Source organism: Mesorhizobium monacense (genome assembly GCF_056781675.1).
Genome location: NZ_JBXAYW010000001.1, coordinates 91,914 through 108,435 on the forward strand (window position 1 = coordinate 91,914; position 16,522 = coordinate 108,435).

The 16,522-nt window shown below is 61.9% G+C and carries 17 protein-coding genes and 1 pseudogene; 14 read left to right on the plus strand and 4 right to left on the minus strand.

Features of this window, described 5'->3' with window-relative positions; translation table 11 throughout:
- Nucleotides 1-435: 435 nt before the first annotated feature.
- From AC1RUK_RS33450 to AC1RUK_RS33500, 11 genes are all read left to right on the plus strand, one after another.
- Nucleotides 436-2,370, plus strand: a complete 1,935-nt coding sequence (locus AC1RUK_RS33450; protein ID WP_481840518.1) for a ParB/RepB/Spo0J family partition protein — start codon at nucleotides 436-438, stop codon at nucleotides 2,368-2,370.
- Nucleotides 2,371-3,806: 1,436 nt separating this feature from the next.
- Nucleotides 3,807-5,087, plus strand: coding sequence for a plasmid replication protein RepC (gene repC, locus AC1RUK_RS33455; protein WP_481840519.1), 1,281 nt, complete (start codon nucleotides 3,807-3,809; stop codon nucleotides 5,085-5,087).
- A 156-nt stretch (nucleotides 5,088-5,243) separates the two neighbouring features.
- Nucleotides 5,244-5,711, plus strand: coding sequence for a hypothetical protein (locus AC1RUK_RS33460; protein ID WP_481840520.1), 468 nt, complete (start codon nucleotides 5,244-5,246; stop codon nucleotides 5,709-5,711).
- 136 nt (nucleotides 5,712-5,847) lie between these two features.
- Nucleotides 5,848-7,281 (plus strand): multicopper oxidase family protein, encoded by a 1,434-nt coding sequence (locus tag AC1RUK_RS33465; protein ID WP_481840521.1) that lies wholly within the window; start codon nucleotides 5,848-5,850, stop codon nucleotides 7,279-7,281.
- Nucleotides 7,282-7,318: 37 nt separating this feature from the next.
- The gene (locus tag AC1RUK_RS33470) at nucleotides 7,319-7,759 is read left to right on the plus strand and encodes a DUF411 domain-containing protein (RefSeq protein WP_481840522.1); all 441 of its coding nucleotides are present in this window, start codon (nucleotides 7,319-7,321) and stop codon (nucleotides 7,757-7,759) included.
- A gap of 6 nt (nucleotides 7,760-7,765) precedes the next feature.
- Nucleotides 7,766-8,299, plus strand: coding sequence for a TlpA disulfide reductase family protein (locus tag AC1RUK_RS33475; RefSeq protein ID WP_481840523.1), 534 nt, complete (start codon nucleotides 7,766-7,768; stop codon nucleotides 8,297-8,299).
- A gap of 13 nt (nucleotides 8,300-8,312) precedes the next feature.
- On the plus strand, nucleotides 8,313-8,642 hold the full coding sequence (locus AC1RUK_RS33480; RefSeq protein ID WP_481840524.1) for a hypothetical protein: 330 nt from the start codon (nucleotides 8,313-8,315) through the stop codon (nucleotides 8,640-8,642).
- Nucleotides 8,642-9,394 (plus strand): SCO family protein, encoded by a 753-nt coding sequence (locus tag AC1RUK_RS33485; RefSeq protein ID WP_481840525.1) that lies wholly within the window; start codon nucleotides 8,642-8,644, stop codon nucleotides 9,392-9,394. Before AC1RUK_RS33480 ends, AC1RUK_RS33485 begins: the two co-directional genes overlap by 1 nt.
- 58 nt (nucleotides 9,395-9,452) lie before the next feature.
- A complete protein-coding gene (locus AC1RUK_RS33490) occupies nucleotides 9,453-10,241 on the plus strand; it encodes a DsbA family protein (RefSeq protein WP_481840526.1) in 789 nt (262 codons plus the stop codon).
- An 80-nt stretch (nucleotides 10,242-10,321) separates the two neighbouring features.
- Nucleotides 10,322-10,627, plus strand: coding sequence for a hypothetical protein (locus tag AC1RUK_RS33495; protein ID WP_481840527.1), 306 nt, complete (start codon nucleotides 10,322-10,324; stop codon nucleotides 10,625-10,627).
- Nucleotides 10,628-10,636: 9 nt separating this feature from the next.
- Nucleotides 10,637-10,795 carry a hypothetical protein gene (locus AC1RUK_RS33500; protein WP_481840528.1) on the plus strand — a complete coding sequence of 53 codons (159 nt, stop codon included), beginning with the start codon at nucleotides 10,637-10,639 and terminating at the stop codon, nucleotides 10,793-10,795.
- A 357-nt stretch (nucleotides 10,796-11,152) separates the two neighbouring features.
- Here AC1RUK_RS33500 and AC1RUK_RS33505 read toward each other — a convergent pair whose 3' ends face one another.
- The 4 genes and pseudogenes from AC1RUK_RS33505 to AC1RUK_RS33520 all read right to left on the minus strand — a co-directional run bounded on the left by AC1RUK_RS33505 (nucleotide 11,153) and on the right by AC1RUK_RS33520 (nucleotide 14,991).
- Complete coding sequence (locus AC1RUK_RS33505; RefSeq protein WP_481840529.1) at nucleotides 11,153-11,995, minus strand: class I SAM-dependent methyltransferase; 843 nt, start codon at nucleotides 11,993-11,995, stop codon at nucleotides 11,153-11,155.
- Between the two features lie 513 nt (nucleotides 11,996-12,508).
- Nucleotides 12,509-13,012 (minus strand): annotated as a pseudogene (locus tag AC1RUK_RS33510) (IS21 family transposase); the annotation flags it as partial.
- A 480-nt stretch (nucleotides 13,013-13,492) separates the two neighbouring features.
- Nucleotides 13,493-13,897, minus strand: coding sequence for a hypothetical protein (locus tag AC1RUK_RS33515; protein ID WP_481840530.1), 405 nt, complete (start codon nucleotides 13,895-13,897; stop codon nucleotides 13,493-13,495).
- Nucleotides 13,894-14,991 (minus strand): winged helix-turn-helix domain-containing protein, encoded by a 1,098-nt coding sequence (locus tag AC1RUK_RS33520; protein ID WP_481840531.1) that lies wholly within the window; start codon nucleotides 14,989-14,991, stop codon nucleotides 13,894-13,896. Before AC1RUK_RS33520 ends, AC1RUK_RS33515 begins: the two co-directional genes overlap by 4 nt.
- Before the next feature lie 164 nt (nucleotides 14,992-15,155).
- Between AC1RUK_RS33520 and AC1RUK_RS33525 the strand changes: the two genes are divergently transcribed.
- The 3 genes from AC1RUK_RS33525 (at nucleotide 15,156) to AC1RUK_RS33535 (ending at nucleotide 16,473) form a co-directional block, all read left to right on the plus strand.
- Nucleotides 15,156-15,425, plus strand: a complete 270-nt coding sequence (locus AC1RUK_RS33525; protein ID WP_481840532.1) for a thermonuclease family protein — start codon at nucleotides 15,156-15,158, stop codon at nucleotides 15,423-15,425.
- A gap of 389 nt (nucleotides 15,426-15,814) precedes the next feature.
- A complete protein-coding gene (locus tag AC1RUK_RS33530) occupies nucleotides 15,815-16,147 on the plus strand; it encodes a DUF736 family protein (RefSeq protein WP_481840533.1) in 333 nt (110 codons plus the stop codon).
- Between the two features lie 119 nt (nucleotides 16,148-16,266).
- Nucleotides 16,267-16,473, plus strand: coding sequence for an antitoxin VbhA family protein (locus AC1RUK_RS33535; protein ID WP_107652809.1), 207 nt, complete (start codon nucleotides 16,267-16,269; stop codon nucleotides 16,471-16,473).
- Nucleotides 16,474-16,522 lie beyond the last annotated feature (49 nt).

The following is a 16,522-nucleotide window of genomic DNA, read 5'->3' on the forward strand; positions in this document are numbered from 1 at the left end:
GGCTCTGCGGGCTCCGACGCGAGCACCCGACCGGGCGATAGCTGGCCAGGGTTGCGAAGCCCGGTCGGGTGCGGCTTAGTAAAACGCTACGCTGCCGGTGGCGTCCGGTAATGGCGCGCGGCCCGCAGCCGGGCCATTCGTGAAAGAAGGGGGAAAGGGCGGCTCGGCCCCCTCTCCCCTGCAAGGCGAAAATCGGTCTCCCCGTCCTTCCTCCGCGCGGCCAGGGCCGCGCTCCGTGCAGGATCGACGCGGATCCGCATACGCGGATCGGCGCCGACCCTCGTCTTCGCCTTCGGGCGGGTGATCCCCCTCCGATTTGTCCCCTTGCCCCCTCTCCCCCGCTGTTCCGCACGAGCTCGGGAGCAGGAGCGGGGCTCCTTCCCCTTCGGGTAGGATTTCCGCTTCGCGGGAAACGGGAAAACAGGAGAGAAACCCATGACCGAGACAATCATCATTCCCCTTAACAAGCTGGATTTGGACCCGAAGAACGTCCGCAAAACCTACAGCGCCGAGGGTATCGCAGCACTGGCAGGGAGCATCAGGGCCGATGGCTACAGGCTGTTGCAAAACCTTGTCGTCAGGAAGGGCGACAAGAAGGGCCGCTATTTCGTGACCGCTGGCGGGCGACGCCGCGCGGCGCTCAATCTGCTGGCCGAAAAGGGAGAGATCGGGAAGGATTTTCCCGTTGAATGCAAGGAGCGCGCGGGCGAGGACGCGAAGGCGACCAGTCTTGCAGAAAACGTCTTGCGCGAGGATATGCACCCGGTCGACCAGTACGAGGCGTTCCGCGATCTGGCGGACGAAGGCAAGTCGGTCCCCGACATTGCCGCACGGTTCGGCACGACCGAAACGATTGTGCGCCGCCGCCTTGCCCTTGGTCGCGTGTCGCCGCGCCTCTTGGAGGCTTACCGCAACGAGGACATGACCTTTGAGCAGCTTTCGGCCTTCACGATCAGCGACGATCACGAGGCGCAGGAACGGGTATGGAATGAACTGCCAGCGTGGAACCGTTACGCGTCAAACATTCGTTCCGCGCTTGCTGGCGAGGGCGTTCGGGCAAGCGACAAGCGAGTCAAGTTCCTGGGTGGGCTGGACGCCTACGAGGCGGCAGGCGGGACCGTCAGGCGCGATCTGTTCGATGACAAGGAAGGCGGTTTCGCTGTCGATGTCGTGAAGCTGGACGCCCTTGTCGCAGCCAAGCTTGAAAGCGCGGCCAAGGCGGTGAAGGCGGAAGGCTGGAAATGGGTCGAGATCATGCCCGATGTATCCTATGACACCTTCCAAGCCTATGGGCGGCGCTATCCCGAACAGGTGCCGTTGTCCGAGGCCGAACAAGCCGAGCTCGACCAACTCACGGCAGAATATGACGATCTGGCGGCGTTGATCGAGGCCGAGGCCGCCGACGAACAGGCTGATGCGAAGATCGAGGAAATCGACAAGCGGATCACCGCGTTGCAGGACCGCACGGAAATTTATACGCCGGAAGCTTTCGAGATCGGCGGTGCGATCGTCACGCTGACCAACTACGGCGATGTGCGGATCGAGCGTGGTCTTGTGCGGCCCGAGGATGACCGGGATGACGAGGCCGATGGCGACGACGAAGGTGGCAACAGCGTTGAAAAACCACAGGAGGCCGGACAGCCGAAGGTGACGCATTCGGCGGCGCTCGTCGAGGACCTGACCGCTCAAAAGACGGCGGCGCTGCGCGTCGAACTCGCGAACAATCACGAAATAGCCTTAGCCGCCGTGGTTCACGCGATGCTGTTGAGTGTGATCTATGATTACTGCCCAAACGTAGACAGCGCCCTGCAAATCAAGCTGACACATGAGCGTATCGAAAGCAGCATGAAGCGCAGCGATGATTGCCGAGCCGTCGCGGAGCTTGAAAAGCTTCGCGAGACATGGGGCGATCATATCCCCGGCAACCCTGCCGATCTGTGGGAATGGTGCTTGCACCAGGGCCGCGATGAACTGCTGTCGCTTCTGGCTCTTGCGGCGGCTCATTCCGTCAACGCTGTGCGGAAGCTTCATTGCTATGACCGGAAAGGCGCTTTCGAGCACGCAGACCGGCTTGGACAGGCTCTTGAGGTGAACATGACGAAATGGTTCGAGCCGACTGGCGACAGCTATTTCTCGCATATCAACCGCCAGAGCATCGAGGCCGTCATTCGTGAGGCGAAGGGTGATCAGGCCGCGCTTGCCGTCAAGGCAGCGGGCAAGAAGTTGGAAGCCGTCGGCATTGCAGAGCGGATGGTCGTCGACAGCGGCTGGCTTCCTGAGCCTGTGAGGATTTCCGTTCCTGCCATCGAAACGACGCGCGACGAGGCCGATTTCGATGAAGAAGCGCCGCAAGCCGTAGCGGCTGAATAATCATCAGCCGTTGCCGGTCGCGCTTTCTCGGGCGCGACCGGTTTGCCGCGCCTCCCTGCCGCAAGCTCATTAATGCCTATGTCGAGAACCCTGCACGTGACGATTGGGCCGACATTCAGGACGGCTTGCCGTGGCGCTTGAAGCCTTCAGCCTTCACGAAAAACTTATCGAGCTCGCCAGAATGTGGCGTGAACGGTATATGCAGCAGCCGCACATTCCCCCGCACATCGTGCCGATGCGGAGGCGTGCATGAGTGTGGCCCTACTGATGCCGCGCGAGCCGATCCATGGTGCGTTTGCTTCGGCCAACCTAGCCAGCGCTTGCTCGACTTTTTGAGCCGAGGCGTCAGTGCGCTTGATGTGTCGGATGATTTGCTGCCTCAGCAGCGCGAGCCTTGCGGCGCGATATACGTCGCCGTATTTCGCAGTTTCAAGGTGGAGGGTCGCGAGCCTCATGGGCGACGATTCCAATTATCTAGCAGTAGAATTCGCGAATCCGCCTTTCGTTCCGATGTCCGACCTTCTGCCAAAAGAGAGATCGTCCGCTGATGCTGCTCAGTCGACCTGCTCAATCTCTGGACCTGGTTCAGTCGGCGGAGCTGGCATGCAATCTTGCCCGGTGCATTCCTGCACAGGGTTATCCGCCGGCGGGAGACAGTTTTGCCCCTCGCAATGAACTGGCGGCTGCTCTGTTGCAGCTTCGTTGTTCGGCGGAACGGGCTGATCCTCAGCGCGACCGGCCGGCATTCCAAGGCCGATCATGGCTGTGCACAAGAGCGCAATCCGAAGCAAATTCATTTTCGCCTCCCGGCTGACAGCGAGATGCAGACTACACTTTCGAACTGCGGCCGACATCCTGTCACCCGCGAACGGCGTTAACAGTGCGTTTCGTTGCTGGCCGGCGCGGACCGATGGCCGCTGATGCGATCGGGCCGGATCGACCGGCCCCGATCCGCATAGAGGGGAGGCTCGCTCCCTCCCCTCCCCTTCCCGAACCGCAAGACATCGGCTTGGATGCCCAGGCCGACGCTACTCTGTTGGTCATATATCCGATATGGTATCACGCGCGGTGGCGCTTTGGCCAGCTTCGAGCCCACAAAAGTACCGAGAAACCGGCATTTTAGCCATTGGTGCGGTTTAAAGTTAGGTTTGCCACTTGCTCTGCAGCACGATTGTTGCGCCAAAATGGCTATTCAGGCTATGGTTGTACAAATCACCCGGAATCAGTTTTCCGAGCGATGCAATCTAGCGCTTACGAGGAGAGACCGACCGACCAGAAAAAGAAAAACCGCCCCGAAACGAATCTCGGAAGCGGTTTGCGAATAAATCAATTTAGCCAAGACTTTGTCGCAAACCTCCCTTCCTCTGTCAACCTGAAAAACGCCGTTTCGGTGAACGGGATTGCTTTGCCTGGTCTCCACCAAAAAGGAGACGAGAATGGGAGAAGCTGTGCCACTGAAGCGGCCGATCGGTCGCAGAGTGACGCCACAACGCACCGAATACCGGCGACTGTCAAAGTCAGCCGAGATGGGATCGGTGACACGCGGGCAGCTTGCCGTGCTCGCGCACAACCTGCCCTGCACGGGCTTGATTAACGCGAGCGAAAGCCATCTTCTGGTCACGTTGGTCAACACGGCGTCGCCTGAGGCCTTTGACAAAGACGGGCGGCCGATCATCTTCAAGTCCAACCAGCAGCTCGCCTTCGAGATCAATCGCTCGGTCGGACGGGTCAGTCGCATGCTGTCGAACCTCTTCGACGCCGGGCTCGTCACCATGCAGGACAGCGGCAATTACAAGCGCTATCCGCACCGCAATGCCGACGGTCTGATTGTCGACGGTTGCGGCATCGATATGCGCATTCTGATTGTTCGTTACCGCGAGCTCGATGGGCTGGTACGGCAGGCGAAAGCCGAGAAAGCTTCCGCAAGCGCTGCACTGCGCCGCTATCGCGGGGCGCTGCGCAATCTCCGGTACGCTTTAGCAACCGCCACCAGCCTTTCAGAGCGCGCTCGGTCACAGTTCGAGGCGCGACTTGAACGGATCGTTGCGGTTGTCGGTATTGCCGCAAAGGCGTCGAGCGCAGTTTTGCGCCGCGCTACGGCGTTGTTCGAGTGGCTCATCGAACGAGCCCTGCAGCTCTGCCGTCGTTCGGAATCCGCGTTGGTGACAGAAAATTCGGCATGCGCAAATGCCGAAAACGACATGCACAGACAGATTACAAGCCCTGATCCTATTGTGAACAGTAACGAAAACCGGCGTTCGGCTCACGCCGAACAACTCAGTTTGCTAGAGGCTGGCTCTGCCAGCCAATGGGCTTATGAAGCAAGCCTGTGGGGCGGCTCGCGCCAAGTCAACCAACCGAAGCACCCACCACAGGAACTTGTGGCCTTGCAGGACTTGGTGCGGGCGATACCGGCGCTAGGCACCTACGGCTTTGCCCTGCCCCGTACGTGGGCCGAACTGGCGCGAATCGTGCCCCAAATGTGCCGAATTGCTGGAATTTCCGACGATGCGCGCCACCGCGCCATCGGCCAGATGGGCGAGCAGCAAGCCGCTGTCGCCATCGCGGTTACGTTGCAGAAATATGATCAGCAAGAGGTCAGCTCGCCCGGTGGATATTTGCGCGCAATGACAGATCGCGCGGCCGCCGGCGAGCTGTACCTAGCCCGTTCCGTTTTCGGGCTCGCGGCCCGCCACTCCATGGAGGTACTGAATTGAGATTTCGAACTGCTCTCGCGGCAGCTGCCGCAATCTTAACCGTGAGCGGGGCAATGGCCGATCCATCTGCATTGTCAGGCACAGCGCGCGTTAGCCAGTGCGAGCGTCCCAGCCATTGAACGCAGCAAACGGTTGATAATAAGGCCCGAGGCCCTGATGTCGCAGCTCCCGGCGATCACAGGCTTGGGACTTGCAAAAACTGCAATTTACGGCCAGCCTGAGAAGATGATGGCCCGGCTGTCGCCAAACCATTTTCTTGTCATGCTGCTCGCGGTCCTCCTGACCGCGGGGTTCAGCCTGTCAGTCGCCCAGGCCAATGTCATGTCGGCAAAGATGACAATGAAGGCCGATGACGGCATGGCCATGTCTTCCGATACTGGCATGGCCAAGATGGCCGACAGTACCATGACCGGCGATTGCAAGGCTTGCCTCAAGGACACCGGCGACAAAAGCAACCCGATGCACTGTCCGCCAAACTGCATCGCGCCCGTGCTGGCCGTGCTGCCGCAAGGCCTCGTCGTGACAGTGCTTCCGCAACTACAGCAAGCGTCGGCGCTGCCCGCCCCGTCCCTGCGCGGGCGAAGTTCCTTGCCCGATCCATACCCTCCCAGACCCAACGCCTGACGCCGTTTCAGTCGTAACACGACTGATTGTCGGCGACTGATCGCCTGCGCCGCGCACTGTCGCGCTGCAGGCGCATGGCAGTCCAGTTCGATGTCGAACCGCTCGCCATCGATCGCGATCGCAAAGGGATTAAAGGGTGAATCACGATTTCCATAACACCATGTCGCGCCGGGGATTTCTCGTCGCGGCTGTGGGCGCCGCCATGTCCGCTTCGCTGCGTCCCGCGCGCGCCTCCTCCGTGGACGACCGCCAGATCAGGGTTGCGCCGGGCCAGGCGCTGTTCAACGGCGCCGACGGCCCGTCTACCGCCGTCTGGACCTACAACGGCACCGTCCCCGGTCCGGCGCTGCGCCTGCGGCAGGGACAGCCGGTCGAGATCACCGTCGAGAACGGGCTGGAAGAGGACACCACGGTTCACTGGCACGGCATCCGCTTGCAAAACGCCATGGACGGCGTACCGGGCCTCACCCAGAAGCCGATCAGGCCGGGCGAGACCTTCACCTACGAATTCACGCCGCCCGACGCCGGCACCTTCTGGTACCATCCGCATGCCGACAGCCTCGTGCAGATCGGCCGCGGACTTGCCGGCGCGCTCATCGTCGAGGAGGCCGAGCCCGTCGCCGTCGACCGCGACCTTCTCTGGCTGCTGCAGGACTGGCGGCTCACTGCTGACGGGCAGATCGCCGCCGGCTTCGGCAATGCGATGGATGCGGCGATGTCCGGTCGTGTCGGCAATGCCGTCACCATCAACGGCATGGCGGCCGACCAGAGCGTGAAGGCTGGCGAGCGCATCAGGCTGCGACTCGCCAATGCCTCGCTGGCCCGCATGATGGCGCTGCGCTTCGAAGGCCACCGGCCGGTCATCGTCGCTGTCGACGGCCAGCCCTGCGACCCGCACGTGCCGGCGGGCGGCCGTCTGGCGCTGGCGCCGGCCATGCGCATCGATATCGTGCTCGACATGCAGGGCGACCCCGGCAGCCGGCATGCCGTGATCGACGATTTCTATGACGGCCTTGCCTATACGCTGACCAATCTTGCCTATGACAAGGCGGCGCCGCTCAGGGCTCATCCGCTCGCAGCACCCCTTGCCCTGCCGCGCAATCCGCTGCCGACGCCCGACCTCGCGAACGCCGTGCGCCGGGAGATCGTGCTGCAGGGCGGCATGATGGGCGGCGGCAAGCTGAAGGGCGTCGGCGGCATGATGGGCATGGGGATGCCCGGTATGAATGGCGGCGCTGCTTGGGCAATCAACGGCATGTCGATGACCGGCGACGGCCATGCCGGCATGGCCCCGCAATTCACGCTGAAACGGGGCGCGACCTGCCATCTCACCATGCGCAACGATACCGCCTGGTGGCACCCCATGCACGTCCATGGCTTCAGCCTGTCGGTGCTTTCCCGCAACGGCTCGCCGGCGCCGCACCGGCAATGGCAGGACACGGTGCTTTTGGCGCCGAAGGACGTGATCGAATGCGCCTTCGTCGCCGACAATCCCGGCGACTGGATGCTGCACTGCCACGTCGCCGACCACCAGATGGCCGGCCTGATGACCGTGTTCCGGGTGACCTGATTTTCAATCCAACCCATCAACCAAGGAGAACTGCAACATGAAACTGACCTACGCGCTGACCGCCCTTGGCCTCGCAATCGCAACGCCGCTGCCGGCGCTCGCCGCGACGATCAATGCGGTGATGTACAAGAACCCGCAATGCAGCTGCTGCGAGGCCTATGCCGCCTATCTCGAGCAGAACGGCTTCACGGTCGACATCAAGCCGGTCAACAACCTCTCCCAGATCAGCAGCGACGCCGGCGTGCCGGCCGACCTCGAAGGCTGCCACACGATGATGGTCGACGGCTATGTCGTCGACGGCCTGGTACCTGTCGACGTCGTCAAGAAGCTTCTCACCGAAAGGCCGGCCATCGCCGGCATCACGCTCGCCGGCATGCCGGCCGGCGCGCCCGGCATGGGTGGCGAGAAGGACGGGACCTGGACGATCTACGCCTTCACCAAGGACGGCAAGGCGCCGACCGTCTATGCGACGGAATGAGCACCCATGACCGTACGCAAACTGGCCATGGCCCTTTCGGCGATGCTGCTTGCGGTCCCGCTGCCCGCAGCGGCGGTGGAGGCGCCGCAGAACTTCGCCGTTCTCGATACGCCCGCCGCCGTGCCGGAGATCAGTTTCGCCGACGCCGCCGGCCAGCCGAGGACGCTTGCCGACTATGCCGGCAAGGTGGTGCTGCTCAACATCTGGGCGACATGGTGCGCGCCCTGCCGCAAGGAAATGCCGACGCTCGACAGGCTGCAGGCCAAGCTCGGCGGGCTGGACTTCGAGGTCGTCGCGCTGTCGATGGACCGCAAAGGCCCCGATGCCGTGAAGAAATTCTTCGCCGAGACCGGCGTCACGCATCTTGCGCTGAACATCGACACCTCGGCCAAGGCGATGTTCACGCTTGGTGCCGCCGGCCTGCCGATGACGCTGCTGATCGACCGGCAAGGCAAGGAAATCGGCCGGCTGATCGGGCCGGCCGAATGGGATGCGCCCGATATGGTCGACTTCATCCGTGGCCGCATCGCCGTCAAATGAGAAAGGAAACGACATGACCACCACTGAACTGACCCGAGCCAGCGAGACTTCGTCTCGCCGCGACTTCCTGCCGGCCGCTCGATCCTATCTCGGTGGGCGGCGTGGCCTGATCGCCGCCGGTGCGGCCGTAGCCGTCGCCGGCCTTGCCCTCAACTGGTCGTGGTTGGTCGCCGCCGGCGTTGCGCCGGTGCTGCTCAGCCTGCTGCCCTGTGTCGCCATGTGCGCGCTTGGCATGTGTATGAACCGGATGATGGGCGGATCGTGCTCGACCGAGAACGTTACCGAACAGCAAGGTGCCGACTGTTCGAAAACACTGTCCGCCGACATGAAAGGCAATGGCTGATGTCTGTCCTCGCGCAAAACGGGCCGACAGTCCGGCGCGTTTCATCGACCTGGAGCGAGTGGACGCGCCTGCTTGGCAGCCTGATCGCTATCGCGGCGCTGGTGGCGGGCTTTGCTCAAGGCGCGCGGGCGCATTCGCTCGATGAAATGGACGCCATGCTGCAGAGCGACGAGAAATATTTCCAATCTATCGACAAGCCAACGCCCGATTTCACGCTGCGGACCGCCGACGGTCGCATTGTGCGGCCGGCCGACCTCACCGGCAAGGTTGTCGTCCTTCACTTCATCTACACATCGTGCCCGGATGTCTGCCCGCTGCATGCCGAGAAGATCGCCGAAATCCAGAAGATGGTGAATGGCACGCCGATGAAGGATCAGGTCGCTTTCGTGACCATCACCACCGATCCGACAAGGGATAAGCCCGAGGTGCTGCGCAGTTACGGGCCGGCTCATGGGCTCGATCCGGTCAACTGGCTGTTTCTGACCACGACCCCCGACCAGGCGGAAGATACGACCCGCAAGCTGGCGGAAGCCTTCGGCCACAAATTCAACCTGACCGATGACGGCTACCAGATGCACGGCATCGTTACCCATGTCATCGACAAGGAGGGCCGCTGGCGGGCGAATTTCTACGGCCTGAACTTCGCGCCCATCAATCTCGTCACCTTCGTCAATGCGCTGACCAACAATGTCGAACGGCCGCACCATGAGCAGGACGAAGGCTGGCTGGCAAAATTGAAGGGCCTTTTTTAAACCCATTTTTCACGGCCGGCACCCCGCCTGACCCAAGGGATAGCAAGGGGAGACGAATATGAGCACAACAAAACAGGTAAACCGATATCGCAGCATCCTTGGCGCCCTCCTGCTTGTCGGATTGACGGGATGGCTCCTGCTCAATCCAGGCTTTCAGGGCGCGCAAAGATCGGCAATGGCGGCCGGTGAAATGTCCCAGGACCAGTTCGACCAGAGGATACACGACTATATCCTGGCGCATCCGGAGGTTCTGGTGCAGGCGCTGCAAAGTCTGGACCGACGTCAGCGCGAGGCCGAGGCCGCCGCCGCCAAGGCCGCTCTGACGGCGCGCGCGGACGACATCTTCCGCGACAAGCAGAGCCCCGTCAGCGGCAACACGCAAGGCAACGTCACCATGGTCGAGTTCTTCGACTACAACTGCCCCTACTGCCGCCAGATGGCGCCGATCATGGAGCAGGCCGAGGCCGACGACCCGCAACTCAGGATCGTCTACAAGGAATTCCCCATCCTCGGTCCGGATTCGCTGTTTGCGGCCAAGGCGGCACTGGCGGCGCAACTTGAAGGCAAGTATCTGGAATTCCACAAGGCGCTCTATGGGGCGAGGACAAGAGTGACAGAGGCGGTCGTACTCAAGATCGCAGCGGGGGCCGGCCTCGATGTCACTCGCATGAAGTCCGACATGCAGCTACCGGATATCCAGTCCTCGATCGAGCGGAACGCCGAACTGGCCCAGTCGTTGAGGATCACTGGAACGCCAGGCTTCGTCGTTGGCGACCAGATTTTTCCGGGCGCGACCGATCTTGCAACGATGAAGAAACTGATCGAGCAGGCGAGGAGTGGCAAATGACTCGAACACCCAATCGACGGAAAGTCGTTCTCGGCGTCTTTGGCGCCGCCGCGGTTGCAGGCTCCCTCAAGCGACCGAATATGGCATTCGCCGCCGAAGACCCCGGACTGGCCAGGCGTTTTAGGTATCTCAGCCAGAACGGCAACAGCACCTGCTCAGCCAAGTTCACGGAGTCGATCGCGACCACGCCCCAGATGTCGCGGGTCACGGGCTCATGTTGCAGCCCGATGGAAATGAAACGCTATGCCGAGCAAGTGAATGGCCTGGCCAAATACCGCGCCATCCAGATGATCCCGAGCGATCCCTACGACATCCCGGCGGGCGTCGCTCAGAAGATGCTGCCTTACTACGATGTGCAACTCACCAGCATCGCGCAGAAAGCCTAAGACTACGCGATGGCCAACTCCAACGGGAAGGGTCCATGCTGCTGTCAGTGCTGGCGCTGGAAGGTGTATGGCGGACTGGCGAAATACCTGATCCGCGAGCACGGCTTCACCGGCGAGCAGATCGTGGATGTGTGGAACCTGTCCGACGGCTGCGGCGGTAGCGAATGACTTAGGCCGATAGGCGGTCGGAACGATGGCACAAACCGTCCAGCTTGCCTTGTCGCGCTATTGGTGCTGTCACGTTGTTTGACTGTAGGCGCGCGGGGAGCGCAGTGCCTGGTTTTCAGGCAAGCGGACGGCTCACGGCTTTCCATTCGGCGAGGGCTTGGAGACGATGCTTTCGGATCTGGGAAGCGGAGCGGTTAGTATGGGAGGGAACGAAGAGGTTGCGGACGGCGGAGAAGAGGGACACGAAGTGCTGCAATGAGCCAATCGACCGGAAGCCCTGCCGTACTGGATGCTACCGCGCCATTGAAGGAGCACTGCAGCTTTTGCTGAACGCTGACCTTGGGGTCGGATCATGCCCTAGGCACGTGCCGTCACGATCCAGCTCGCCGAATCCAGGCGCACGACACCGTCTACGTCGACATGCGGCTGCAACGCCTCGCGTACATCATCGATTACAAGCGTCCGCTTCTCGGGGTGTTCGCGCAAGGCACGACCGAGGAGGCCCAACTTAAGGCTCACGGCCAAAGTCTGTTCCAGGTCCCCGCTACCGATTTTTCGATCATACTGAGCCAGCTCGATGTCGCGGAAGCCGGCGCTGGACAGGATGTGGCGCAGGCGAGCCGGGTCGGCGAAGGCGAAAGGGCCAGGCGCACCGGGCGTAGACGGAGGCTCAGGCGGAAGCTGCACCGCGGCGGCCGTGTACGGCAGGGTCATGAAGACGTTCTCGGCGGGCGTGCGCCAACACACGAACGCCAACCGGCCACCCGACTTCAGCGCCCACCGGACGTTGGCGAAGGCCGTCGGCGGGTCGGCGAAGAACATCACGCCGAAGCGCGAGAAAACTGCTTCGAAGGTCGCCGGCGCGAACGCGTAGGTCTGGACGTCGGCCTCGGCGAACGAAACGTTGGCGGCGCCGAACTCGGCAGCGCGCCGGCGGGCCAAATCAAGCAGCGGCCGCGAGATGTCGAGTCCCATGACCGCGCCGCTGCGACCCACGGCTTGCCCCAACGCCAAGCTCGTCTGGCCGGAGCCGCAGCCCACATCGACTATGCGCTCACCCGCCACGGGAGCGAGAGCCTCCATCGCCCTCAGACCATGAGGCTCCAACTGGGCGTCGATCTGCTCCTGCAAGGCTGCCCAGGTCTCGCCGGCTTCGGCGTTCCAATAGGCGATCTGGTCGGCATTGTCGGTTTCAGGCATGGCCCGGTCCTCAGATGCTCGCACGCGGCGATCGACCCCAATGACCGCCTGACACATTTTTGCCGTGCCGATTGCCATCGACAATATCGACACACTCATCGAGCTACCGTGCGCTCATTTCGATCAAGCGACAACGGTCACCTAGAACGGCGGCGTGCGAGATCGCCGCCGCCGGACGGGCGCCGGCAACCGCCCCGCCGGGGTTTGTCGGCGGCCGGGGCCGGGTGGCTTTGTGGGGCCCCTATCAGGCGCGTGACCCTTCGCTTACTGTTACAATGGCCTGCGCCTTGCACTCGCTCTCACCAAATGGCGGGCGCGCGACGCGTTTTGGGACCGAGTGTTCGGCACAGCACGCCTGTAAAGCAAAACTGGGAGGGCCGACTTCCGGGACACGGAAGACCAGACTTCGGTCGATTGGTGCCATGTTTGGAGGCCTCCTCGGCGCTTCTTTATAACACCAGCACCTTGTCGGCGGCGAGCGTCGCAGCCGCAAGTTCCGTCATGCTGCTACGTCTCCGCCTCACGGATCTCGCCGGTGTCTCGATCAACGATCGGGATCTTCTTGCCGGAATAGTCGACGAAGACCTTGTCGCCGGCGGCGTGTTCCTGGCGCATCGTCGGCGAAAGCCGCTGTTCGAAGCTGCGAAAGAGCTCGCAGAACCGGCTGTAGCCATATCCGTCGGGATGACTTCCTCGATACTCCTCCCACAAGATGAGGAGCGTGACGCCCGGCTTCTTGAGCTCGACGGCAAGCACGGCCCAGTTCGGCTCTGCGCGCCGCCGCGTGCCCTGTTTGACGCCATTGCGAGCGAAGAGTTTGTTCTCAAGCGCGTCATCGGTCAGCTCGCCTGGCAGGGGCCAGCTCAACCCGATTGCCGCTGCGCGCCGCAGATTATCCTGCACCGTACTGCGTGCTATTCCCAGCACGACCGCAATCTCGCGGGAGCTGGTCCCGCATCCGGCAAGCCGAAGCATTTGTCTCAACTGTCTCATGGGCAGCCTTCTCTTTGCCGGCATCAAAATGTCCTCGTTCATCGCGAGGTAATTGATGCCAAAGTTGCTGACCCAGGAGGTAATCTTCAGTGCCGAAAACCGGCCGGTCTTTGGTTGGAATGGTGCCGGCTTCATACCGGAATGGTGGCCGGTGTTTGATCGGAATGGCGGCCGGCTTCACGTCGGAATCCGCAGGCAGGACCCGACCCAGCGAGTGGTCGAGCGGGATAACTCTTCACAGCGACCGATTTGGTGAGTCGGGTGCTGGTCATGTCCCGCCCACACTTCGTCCGGGCTCAAGCGCGCAAGCGAGACCTGCCTCAGGACAAAATCAGTCGGACCGCTGTGCCCGCAATGATGCCCAGGCGCTTGTGAGGGTGGATGCCCGTCGGTGTTGCAACCCGGGCCTTCGGTTACGTTCGATCCAGGTTGCTCTTGCCCACCCAGCGATTTCGCAAACTTGGACGCCCGATCGATCTGGAACGCAGCCTCCCGAAGGTGCGTTCACGCGGGAAAACCGGCCTTTCTGAAGCCTGACGTGAAAAGCTCGAGGGCGACTTGGTCGGCGAACGGGAGACCTGAAATCAGCCGAACAGTTAGGTCGTGTTTCCTCGTCAGTGCTTCCTCGACTTCAGCGCGCGCCTTCTGCGTCTCGCCCAAATGTGCGTACGCCGCTGCGAGGAAGGCATGAATGAAGAATTGGTCGCCGGCCTTCTGATACGAACCGACGGCTTCCGAGTACCTTCCAAGCAGGAAGAGGGAGCTGCCCTTCACCTCCCAGAACCATGTCGGAGGTAACGGGTCGCGCAGGAGCGCAGTTTCGAGCACGTTCAGCGCCGTCTCGGCCCGTCCGCCGTAGTTGAGCCAGCTTGCGTAGTCCCCCGCTATGTTCACGTCTAGCGGGTTCAACGAGCGCGCTCGCTCGAAATGCGCTCCCGCATCGCTGTGCTGGCGCATGTGCGTAAGCACCAGCCCCATGCTCTGGTGACAGACGCCATCGCTCCTGTCGAGAGAGAGCGCCGTTCTTGCCGAGTCCCAGGCCTTCTGTAACGTCCGCGGATCGTTGTCGTACCAAAATCTGCCGACGAGGGCCTGCGCCAGGAAGGCGTGGCTTTGAGCGAACGTCGAATCGAGTTCGACACACCGGACGAATAGGGGCTCGGACTTGTCCAGTTCATACCGGTAGAAGTGCGCGCGCCCCTGCAGGAAGTAGTCGTATGCATCCCAATCGGCCGGAGGCTTGCGTCTGGTCCGGCTCGCCGAATCGGCCTCCGCTTGGCCTTCGACCATCGAGGCGATAAGAGAACCTCGTCTTGCAATGCGAAGATGTCGTCGAGGGCCCGGTCGTACCGTTGGGCCCACAGGTGGGTGCCGGTGGCGGCGTCAATCAACTGTGTGGTGATCCGAATGCGATCACCGATCTTTCGTATGCTGCCTTCGACGAGGTAGCGAACTCCGAGTTTGCGATGGACTTCGGCAATGTCCAATGCCGGATGGCGAAACTGAAAAGATGAATTGCGCGCGATGACGAGGAGGGAGCGGAACCTGGCCAGCTCCGTAATTATGTCCTCGGTTATGCCGTCGCTGAGATACTGCTGGTCCTGATCGCCGCTCAGGTTGGCAAAAGGCAGCACCGCAATCGACGGCTTGCCGGACGGTGGTATCGGTCTGCGGGATGCGCTCGCCACTGGCTGGACAGTTCCGGTGAAGCGGTAGCCGACGCGAGGCACCGTGGCGATCCACTCGCCGCCGTTGTCAGCCGGATCGAGTGCCTTTCTTAGTGTCGCGATTTGGACGGTAAGGTTGCCTTCCTCAACGGCGGTGCCCGGCCAGGCAGCGTCCATCAGCTCGGCCTTGGTCAGGATCTCGCCGGGCCGTGCCGTAAGCGCAGCAAGCAGCGTAAGCCCACGATGCCCAACAGCGATCGGGATCTGCTCTTTAAGGAGCGTCCCGATGTCGGGATCGAGTACGAACGGACCAAAAGCGATGCGAGTTCCCTGCATGTGGGCATACTAGACGTTTCGGAAGTTTTCGGAACAGTTTCGGCACCGCTTAAATCCCCGGGCCGAACCCTCCGGCAAAAGTTGCGTCATCGATTTGAGCGGCACCAGCCAAAGGAAGGGGGGTCAAAATTGGACGCCGATCGGGGGTCAGTTTTGGGAGCCGTTTGACAGTCAGTTGCCGGATCATCGACCGCGATCAGTATCGCCGCCTGGTGGGGCACTGCTTCTACAAGGAAACCGATGTCGGGCTGGCGATGGTCCGCGCCCGGCTTGCCGAGTCGATGCTTCGATATCTGCCGTCGTCCCATCCGATCAACCTAGTCGAGTATGGCGAGGCCGAGAACAGCGCCCGAGACCGAAGGCTTGGGCTCTGGTCGGCCGAGATCGAAAGTCCGCATCTCTACCGGCGCGCTAAAAAGCCTCCAGCGCATTGACCTGTCATATATCCAAATCGGCGCTATGAATTGGCAGAAGCGGTGAAGCAATGTGCTTCTCAATTGTTGCCCTAAGCCCGTTGTAACGGCGCAAATTGTGAATAGAATAGGGTCACTTATTGCCGCTTCAGGCCGTCACCGATCCGAAGGCAGATAGCCAATGATGTTCATCCCTCACCCTCCATGGCGGTTGCTTTTGACGCTCGTTCGCACGTCGACGCGGTTTGCGCAAATCCGGACTCCGCAAAAATGTCCCCGCCTGCGGCTTCCTCGCGCAGCAAATTTTTCCGGCCTCCGGCTTCCTCCGCTCCCGCTTCGGCCTCCGGTGCGCACCGCTTTCCGCCGTGCCGGTGAACGATCATTGCAACCACCAAAGAGGAGTGACTGACATGACCACCACCAACTTCATCCAGTTCGACACCGACGATCTGGACGCCGCCAAGGGCAACGGCCTTATCTCCACCATCGATCGCGACCTGGACATCCACGTTGTCCCGTTCAACTCGAGCAACGAGAAAGCCCCGTCTCACCGCGTCTATGCCAAGTCCCCGCGCGGCTATGACATCGAGGTCGGCGGCATCTGGAAGAAGACCAGCGAGGCGAATAAGCCCTACTACACGCTTTCGATCAAGCGCCTCGGTTTCAACGCCAATCTCGGCCGCTTCCCCGGCCAGGACGATCCCACCTTGCAGGCGATAATCGAATGGGGACCCCGCGATTGATTGTCGCGAAGCGCCCGGCCTCGAGCCGGGCGCATCCCTTCACAAGCCGACAGATGCCGCAAACCGCTCGATTTTCGGCGGTTTTTCTGCTAGAGTTTTTTGCCATTGGAGATCTGTCGATGAACATTCATTCGACCCGTCCCGACCGCTCGCCGGAGGCCGTTGCCCGGCGTCGCAAGGCGACGGATCAGGCTCGCGCGGCCAATATCCGGCAGGGCTACACCCACGATCCGGTGCTGGAGGAAGCGACGGCGGCCTATGTCGCCGGCGACATCACCCGCGAAGAGTATCGCCTGCGCGTCGTGCGTCCGGCGAAACGGGCGTAATCGAGACTCCCAGCCTCTAGAGGCGAAGGCCGCCTGCCCTACGCAGGCG